Below are 8,344 nucleotides of genomic sequence, written 5' to 3' on the forward strand. Positions count from 1 at the left end.
TTCGCTCTGTTCGTTTGCAAGTTCGCCGCCGGTGGTGGCCGACGACACCGACTGCGTCTGCGCCAACCTGAACTTCTGCGAGCCATGGGTGCCGAAATGCGGCTGCGTAGGATCCGCTGCGTTGTCGCTGGACGGTGGCGCCACCGCACCCGCCGGCGCGATCATCACGGCATTGTCTTCCAGATACCAATAGACCAGCGCCGTGCCGGACAACAACTCGCGCAGTGCCTCGTCGGTGGTCAACTCGCCGGTGGCGCCTTTAGTCTGCAGCACACCGACGATGTCGGAGCGATACAGCACTTGAATGTTTCGTTCCTTGGCAAACGTTTCCAGCGCCGTCGCCAGCGGCTGCGGTTGGATGTTGGTCAAACGTTTGATCGACGCTTCCACATCGGCGGCCAGCGCCAGACTCATCGCCGACAGCAACGAAACAGCAGCTGCAACTGCACTACGCATGATGGCTCCCCAACCTCTAGCGAGGCTTGTTATGGCCGTCGCTTCAGAGATTGATGACGGCTTCATAGGCGTAGGGTCTTGCAGCACGAAAGTGGCTACCGGCACGAACGACTATTTAGAGTTCGTGATGGTGATGATCGAATCGGACTCCGCGATGTCGATACCAGGTTGCTGACGCAGGAACTGCAACAACAAAGAAGGCTCAGTGGAGGAGTACACACCACTGACGCGAAATTCCGCCAGCTGCGGATCGCTGACGATGAGTTGTTTTTTGTTGTAACGATTGAACTCCGCTGCGACCTCGGGCAGCGGCACGGATTGGAAAACCATCTTCTGCTGGGTCCATGCCGTGGCCGCATCGACACTCGCCGTCTGAGGCTGCAACGGCTGGTCCGCCGTCGTAATCACTTGCTGACCCGCCGAAAGTAACGTTGCGCCGGCAAGCTGCTGTGCGCGCAATGCTGGAGCATGCGCTGCAGGCTGCGGCTCTACGGAAGGTTCGCCACCAGCCGCGACCACGACCTGGCCTTCTACGACTGTGACCGTGGTCCCGGCGGAGCGTCGATACACGTCGAACTGCGTACCCACGGCACGCACCTGCACCTCGCCGCTACGAACCGTGAACGGGCGGTTGGCATCCTTGGCCACCACGAACAGGGCCTGCCCTTCGCTCAGTTCCACGGCGCGCTCGTGCTCGCTGAAATGGATCTTGATGCTTGAGCGTGTATTGAGTTTCACCGAGGAGCCGTCATCGAGGACGATCAGCCGCTGCTCACCAATGGACGTCGAATAGCGCTGCGTGCCGTAGAACTGCTGCCAGGCAAAGAATGCTGTGCCAACCGCCGCAATCGCGACCGAAGCAGCGATCGCCAGGCTGAACGACCGCGGGCGCGCCACGACTGCCGCCGGGGCTACGTTCTGTGCCTCCCGTACACGAGGATGCTGTTCCAATTCGAACGGAATGACGTTGTCGTCCGCGCGTGCGCTGTCGAGCAGAGCATCCATATCATCCACCTGGCCGAACTCGACTGCCGTCGCATCCTGCCAAAGCTCGGTAATCTCGAGGTACGCCCGCAGGTGCTCGGGCGAACGGCGAATCCAACTGTCGAATTGCTTCCGGCCGGCGGCATCGATGTCACCGGTGCGCAGTTCGACGAACCAGGTGCAGGCCTCTTCGAAAACTTGATTATTCATTGTGGCGTCCTTACTCGCCGCTATCCAGGCGCTGGCGGCACGCCAGCAGCGCCCTGGCCAGATGCTTTTTCACCATGTGGCGAGAGGTGCCCAGACGCTCGCCCACTTCGTCGACAGTCAGCCCATCACGCCAATGCAGGATCATGGCGGCGCGCGCCTTGGGCGACAGCTCATGCAATGCCTTCTGCACCTCCTCCAATCGCTGACGCGTCGTGGACTGAGTCTCGGGGTCGTTCTCGGCCAATGTCTCGCTGTTCGCCAGTGCTTCCTCCAGTTCGGCCGGTTCGAGCGTGCGAGAGACTCGTAGGCGATACTGATACAGGACGTGATTTGCCAAAGCGATCACATAGGCTTCGGGCATGCGGATGGTCTCGTGGTCCTCGACCCGTAGCAGCCGCAAGTACACTTCTTGCACCAGGTCAGAGGCATCCGCGGCATTGCGCACCCGGGCCATGAGAAATCGCCGCAAGCGCTGCCCGTGCTGGGCCGCTATGGCATCGACGAACGAACGCTTCTCTTCCGGGTTCAAGAACGGCCTCTCGCGGGTCACGGACTGCTCCAGGAGGCTAGGGTAGCGTGGCGGGGAAAGTGGCTACCCTCAACTGCAAAATAGTGCCTGCCGTGCCCTCCTCAGCGCCGATCGTAGCTTAGTCGGCCCTGTTGCCGAGCTCGCAACCCGTAGCAGATCAAGGCGACGACTAGCGCCACCAAGCTCGTCCGCAGCTCAGCGGCGCGGGCCGGTGTAGTCGCCATGGCCGCTAGCACCGCCAACATGCCGGCGATGGCGACGTAGCTAGCCCACGGGAACAGCCACATTCTCACCGCCGGGGTCGGCAGACCTGAGGCATCGTGGGCGCGCCGCATGCGAATCTGAGCAGCGGCCGTGATGATGTAAACAAACAGAATCACCGCACCCGAGGAATTCACGAGAAAGGCGAACACGCCTTGCGCAGACACGGTGGCTGCGAGCACGCCAATGACGCCGGCGACAGCTGCAATCCACACTGAGCGCGTCGGCACGCGACGCTCATTGACCTGCACCAGCCACTGAGGTGCATCGCCCTGCTCCGCCAACACCAGCAGCACTCGCGAGCACACATAGAACGCCGAGTTCAGGCACGACAGAACTGCAGTCAGAATGACTGCTGACATCGCGATGCCGGCCCAGCCGACATTCATGCGCGACAGCGCCAGCGTGAACGGCGACTCTCCGACCCGAACCTCGGTCCAGGGCACCACCATCACGATCAGCAGCACCGAAAGCACATAGAAAATCAGGATACGAACCACCACCGAGGTGGTCATATCGGCCACGGCTTTGGCAGGCTGACTGGACTCGGCCGCCGCCACCGTGATGATCTCGGCGCCGGTAATCGAAAAGAACACCGCCGCGGCACCGCCCAGCACGGCCAGGAAGCCGAATGGCATGAAGCCCTGATGTGCCGTCAGATTATCGAACCCCGGCGCCTGCGGCCCCAGCCAACCGAACGCGAACGCCGTCGCCATCACGATGAACACCACGATGGCCGCCACCTTGATGGACGCGAACCAGAACTCGAACTCGCCATAGGAACGCGCGGACATCAGATTCACAGCCGTCATCATCGCCATCAGCAACAGGCCGATCTGCCACGCCGGCAATGGAATCCAGGCCTGCAGGATGTTGGCACCGGCAATTGCCTCGATGGGCACGACAATCATCCAGAAGTACCAATAGAGCCAGCCGGCCGTGAAGCCGGCCCAGCGCCCCAACCCCAGCCGCGCCAGCTCGGTGAAGGCACGCTGGCCGGGATGCATCGTGGCCATCTCGCCGATCATTCGCATGACCAGAAAGATCAATACGCCGGCCAGCAAATAGCTGAGCACGATTGCCGGCCCGGCTGCGGCGATGGCCGCGCTACTGCCGACGAACAGGCCGGCACCGATGATGCCGCCGATGGAGATCATGGTGAGATGTCTCGGACGTAACGTGCGAGACAATTCGGTGCCGGATTCTGTTGCCATCATAGGAGTGCGATCAGCGCGGCTGGTAGGTCAACACCACAAAGCTATTCGGATGATACACAGGTTTTTCCTCGCCGCCTGGCGCGGCGGGAAGGATCGTATGGTCGGCGTTGACCACCAACAGGCGGCCGGTGCGCTGATCCATATGCATCATGCGAGCGCCCGGACGAGTCCCGACCGTTCCCAACAGCGAATAGTTGTCCGCACCGCGTTGCCCGATGACGCTCAGCGTGCCGTCCACGCCGTTGGAGGTAACGATGCGCTGGCGCTTGTGATCGATGACGAAACCGTCGATGCCCCGCCCGATCTTGACCCGCGAGACGATGCGGCCAGTGTCCGCGTCCAGTGCAAAGAACAGCGGATTGTCATTGCTCAGACAGGCGCCCAACACCCGATTGGTGGTTGCCTGATACAACACTTTGGAGACATTGCAGCCAATGGGCCAGCGCGCCTTCTCTGCCAGCGTGGTCGCGTCCAGCACCACGATCAAACTGTCCCGGCGGGCCGGCGCGAAAATACGGCCCTTGCCGTCGAATGACGGGTCATCCATTTTCTGAAACGGGAAAGCCTTCTTGCCGATCAGCTTGCCGGTGGCGGCATCGAGCGTGTACCAGTGCGATTCCTTGGGCCGTGAGCCGGTGATGACGTGCACCCGCTTGGTGGAGGGCTCATAGATGCCGCTATTCAAGAAGCCGTCGTCCAGCTTGCGACGCTCCAGCGTCTCGAGCGTCTTCAGATCGAAGATCAGCAACGTGCCATCGACATTCGCCACATAGCCGCGATTGAACTCGGGAACCAGGATGGGGCCGTTGGCGCCCACGGAATTTGTCACCGTAGTCACGACCTTGTTGGTGTCCACGTCGAATACCGTCAGGCCATCCTTGTCCCGCGCGATGAACAACCGGCTGCTGTTCGGTTGCATCTTGGCGTAGTCCCAGTCCGTGTCCGTACTCGGCAAGGTCGCAGTGGCCTCGAGCGTGTACAGCAGGTCGGCAGCCTTGGCGCCAGAAACAAATCCGCACACAAGAGCCAGTGCAGCGGTAAAACGTAGACGATTCATGAATGCCCCAATGATTGAACGGAGTGAAGTGACGCGGACTTCAGGATCGCGGCCGCGGCGACGGTTTCAGTTTGCGTTCCAGGAAATCGGCCGTGGCCTGGTAGGCTTCGACCCAATGACGATGCAACAGGAAGTCGTGAGCCTCGTTAGGGAAAATCAATTGCTCGTGCTCGATGTTCTTCTGTCTCAAAGCACGCACCAGGTTCACGGTTTCGCTGAACGGCACATTGCGGTCGTCATCGCCATGGATCAGCAATACCGGCGAGCGCCACGTGTCGATGAACGCAAGCGGCGAATTGGCAAATGCCTGTTTGGCTTCTTCGAACCGACGCAGCCGCGGATCGTACGGAAGGAAGTAGTCTTGCGAGCTTTCGCTCCAATCGTGCACACCGTGGAAATCGACGCCAGCTGCAAACAAATCGGAAGCTCGCGCCAATCCCAGTGCCACCAGATAGCCGCCGTAAGAGCCACCCCAAATGCCGATTCGTGAACCATCGACATCTGACCGCCCTCGCAAGTACAGCCCCGCGCCGAGAATGTCGGCAAACTCGCTCGCGCCTTTGATGCCGTTATCCGGCGCCTCGCGAAAGTCCCAGCCATAGCCTATGGAACGACGGAAATTCACCGAGAGCACCACGAAGCCGCGGCTCGCGAAGTATTGATTCAGCGCATACGCATTCGAGTAGTAGTAACGATTGTGATAACCAAGCAAGGTTTGTCTCGGCGGTCCGCCGTGAATGAAGATAATCGCAGGCCGGCGCCCGTCACCCGAGATTCCATGAGGGATAAATAGCTGCGCGGGCACGACCTTGCCGTCCGTCGCACTGAACGTCACCGCCTGCGGCTCGACATGCGCAGCCGCCGGGAAGGAATTCGGAATCGACGCTGCCAACACAGCCTTCGCTTCACCCTTCACCGATTTGATGAAGGCTTGCGTCGGTCGCTGCGCATCGGATTGCAGATAGGCGACGCCGCCGTCGCTCAACGGGACGGGATTGGCTTCGATGCCCTTGCCGGAAGTGACTGCACCAGCCATGCCTTTGCCCACGGCGACGCGCCACACGTGCCGACGCTCGATGTCGCCGCGATTGGATGAAAAGAGCAATGTGCGACCGTCCGCAGATAGGGCCACATCCTCGACTTCATGCTCGCCAGCCAACAGATCACGAGCATCACCGCCGGACGCACTCACCGCGTAGAGATGCAACCATCCGGTCTTCTCCCACGGGAAGATTAGCGTGTCATTGGCGGCCCAACTGAGTTGCCGGCCCAACGCAACCTTTCGCAGTACGCTCCCCACGCCTGGCTGAGCTCGCCAGATCTCGCGACCTTTGCCAGTAGCTGCATCGGCCACTCGAATCGAGAACGGCTCGTCCTCGCGCGAAGCTAGATAGTAGTTAGCCGCGGCCCCGGCTGGCGTGCGCATGAAAGCGATGCGTTTGCCGTCGGGCGACCATGCGGCCTCGGAATCGCTATCGACGCTGGCATCGAGATAGCGCAAACGTTTGTCTGCAACGTCATAGACGCCGATGTATGCGTGATCGCCGCGGCCGTCGACAAATGCCACTCGCTCGCTGGTCGGCGACCAGCGGATGCCAGAGATGCTGCCTCGAACTTGAATGATCTCGGTAACGTCCGCCCCGGTAGCACTCATCAGAAACATCGACGACTCGCGGACGAACGCCACTCGTCCATCCGGCGCAACCGCCGGCATCCGGCCGTCTGTCAACCGAACCGCACCAGAGCCATCGAGTGGCGTGCGCCAGATAGAACGCTTCGGCGAGAGCGGCGACAGCGCCGGGTTCACGACAGCCGCGCCGGTCCAATCGTCGCCGCGCACGAAGTACAACGCATCGCCTGCCGGGCTCCAGGAAAGCTGCCTGAATTCCTGACCGTCATCGTCAAACTGAGTGATTTTTCTTCCTTGCCAGGCCGGCGCCTCCGCGACGTACAGATTGCGAGCACCGCGTTCATCTAGCACCCACGCGATCTTCGTGCCCGAAGGCGATGCCGTCAGCAATGAAGCGAATGGCGCGCTCAGGAATTGCTCGACGGACTGCGCGCTCGCACTGAGGCTCAACACGAGCAGCAGCATCGCACCCCACAGGCGCCTGACTAAGAACCCAGGAATGTGGCCGCTCATCGCGCATCCTTCACTACGACGCCGCCTTTGATCACCACTGGTACCTTCTCGAGAATCGAAATCTCCGCCAGCGGATCGCCGGGCACCGCGATCAGGTCGGCAAAACGACCTATCGCAATCGCGCCCACATCATGTTCGGCACCGAGTGCACGCCCCGCATCCGCGGTCGCGGACTGAATCGCTTGCATCGGCGTCATGCCGAACTGGACCATTCGACTGAACTGCAACGCATTCTGACCGTGAGGAAACAGCGCAGCGTCTGTGCCGAACAGCATGCGAGCGCCGCCTTTGACAGCACGCGTGAACGATTCACGTTGCATGCGACCGACGATGCGCTCCTTCTCCAACGATTCCGGCAAGTAGCCGGCCGCCTCGCCCACCGCTAACGTGTACTCGGTGTTGTAGATATCCATGGTGAGGTACGTGCCGCGTTGCTTGGCAAGCTTGATGCCCTCCTCGTCGATGAAGCTCGCATGCTCGATGGTGTCCACGCCGGCCAGGATCGCGTTCTTGATTCCGGAAGCCCCGTGCGCGTGAGCCGCAACCTTCATCCCCAATCGATGCGCCTCGCCGACGATGGCCGAGATCTCCTCGGGCGCGAGCTCTTGTGAGTCGAAGTGCGTGTTCTTGGTGATGACACCGCCGGTCGCCGAAATCTTGATCAGGTCAGCGCCGTACTTGTGGACCTCTCGAACCTTTTGAACCAGCGCCCACGGGCCGTCGACCGCGCCGTCTTCGTGATAGGCGAACTGCGGCGCAAGCAGGTTCGAGTCCGAGTGGCCGCCGGTTGCACCGAGCGACGGACCTGATACCCACAACCGAGGGCCTTTCACGCGACCTTCGTTGATCGCATCTCTCAACGCGACGTCGGTGTAGCCGACTGCATGCACATCTCGGGCTGCCGTGAAGCCGGCAAGCAATGTGGCTTCGGCGTGCGCGACGCTATCAATAGCCAGCTTCGGAATCGAGATGCCGAGTCGACGGTAGCCATGCATGTCATGGCGGAACGTGAGATGCACGTGCATGTCGATCAATCCCGGCAGCAACGTCATGCCGTTGAGCGAAAGCTGCCGCGCTCCGGCGGGTGCTGGTAATTGCGAGCGACTGCCCACATTGGCAATCCGATCGCCTTCGACGATCACCGCCGGCTGCTCGATCGTTTTCCCGGCCAACACATCGATCATGCGATCGGCGGTGATGTACAGCGTTTCGGCCGCAGCCACCGAGAACATACCGAACGTCGCCGCTAACGCAACCGTCACGCGGGCTGCTGATTTTATTGTCATGATGTTTTCCTTGCTCAACGCTGGCTGCCTGCCGCTGCTCGCTTCGAGAACAGCTTCTTGAGTTCTTCATGAGGGAGTGCGCGCACGTGTAAGCCATCGCGCCCCGTCATCGATTGCGCAGCGAGCATGGCGTTCAGGATGGCCTCTTCGGTGGCCAGCACCGTGGCTTCGAAGATCGACGTGAGTTCCGGACTGGGGAAT

At 61.0% G+C, this 8,344-nt stretch carries 8 protein-coding genes; all 8 read right to left on the reverse strand.

Annotated features, from left to right (window positions below; all coding sequences use genetic code 11):
* Positions 1-456, reverse strand: a 456-nt coding sequence (locus tag JNL55_RS18830) for an STN domain-containing protein (RefSeq protein ID WP_293857095.1), incomplete at its 3' end; no start/stop codon positions are given.
* 111 nt (positions 457-567) lie between these two features.
* A complete protein-coding gene (locus JNL55_RS18835) occupies positions 568-1,650 on the reverse strand; it encodes a FecR family protein (RefSeq protein ID WP_293857098.1) in 1,083 nt (360 codons plus the stop codon).
* Positions 1,651-1,660: 10 nt separating this feature from the next.
* Positions 1,661-2,200, reverse strand: a complete 540-nt coding sequence (locus JNL55_RS18840) for an RNA polymerase sigma factor (protein ID WP_293857101.1) — start codon at positions 2,198-2,200, stop codon at positions 1,661-1,663.
* Between the two features lie 80 nt (positions 2,201-2,280).
* A complete protein-coding gene (locus JNL55_RS18845; RefSeq protein WP_293857104.1) occupies positions 2,281-3,657 on the reverse strand; it encodes an amino acid permease in 1,377 nt (458 codons plus the stop codon).
* A 10-nt stretch (positions 3,658-3,667) separates the two neighbouring features.
* Positions 3,668-4,714, reverse strand: coding sequence for a YncE family protein (locus JNL55_RS18850; RefSeq protein WP_293857107.1), 1,047 nt, complete (start codon positions 4,712-4,714; stop codon positions 3,668-3,670).
* Between the two features lie 40 nt (positions 4,715-4,754).
* The gene (locus tag JNL55_RS18855; protein WP_293857110.1) at positions 4,755-6,857 is read right to left on the reverse strand and encodes a prolyl oligopeptidase family serine peptidase; all 2,103 of its coding nucleotides are present in this window, start codon (positions 6,855-6,857) and stop codon (positions 4,755-4,757) included.
* Positions 6,854-8,143, reverse strand: coding sequence for a metal-dependent hydrolase family protein (locus JNL55_RS18860; RefSeq protein WP_293857113.1), 1,290 nt, complete (start codon positions 8,141-8,143; stop codon positions 6,854-6,856). The genes JNL55_RS18855 and JNL55_RS18860 overlap by 4 nt, the downstream gene beginning before the upstream one ends.
* A 14-nt stretch (positions 8,144-8,157) precedes the next feature.
* On the reverse strand, positions 8,158-8,344 hold a 187-nt coding region (locus JNL55_RS18865), incomplete at its 5' end, for a P1 family peptidase (RefSeq protein ID WP_293857116.1).

This window comes from Steroidobacter sp., assembly GCF_016790065.1.
Lineage (GTDB): Bacteria > Pseudomonadota > Gammaproteobacteria > Steroidobacterales > Steroidobacteraceae > Steroidobacter.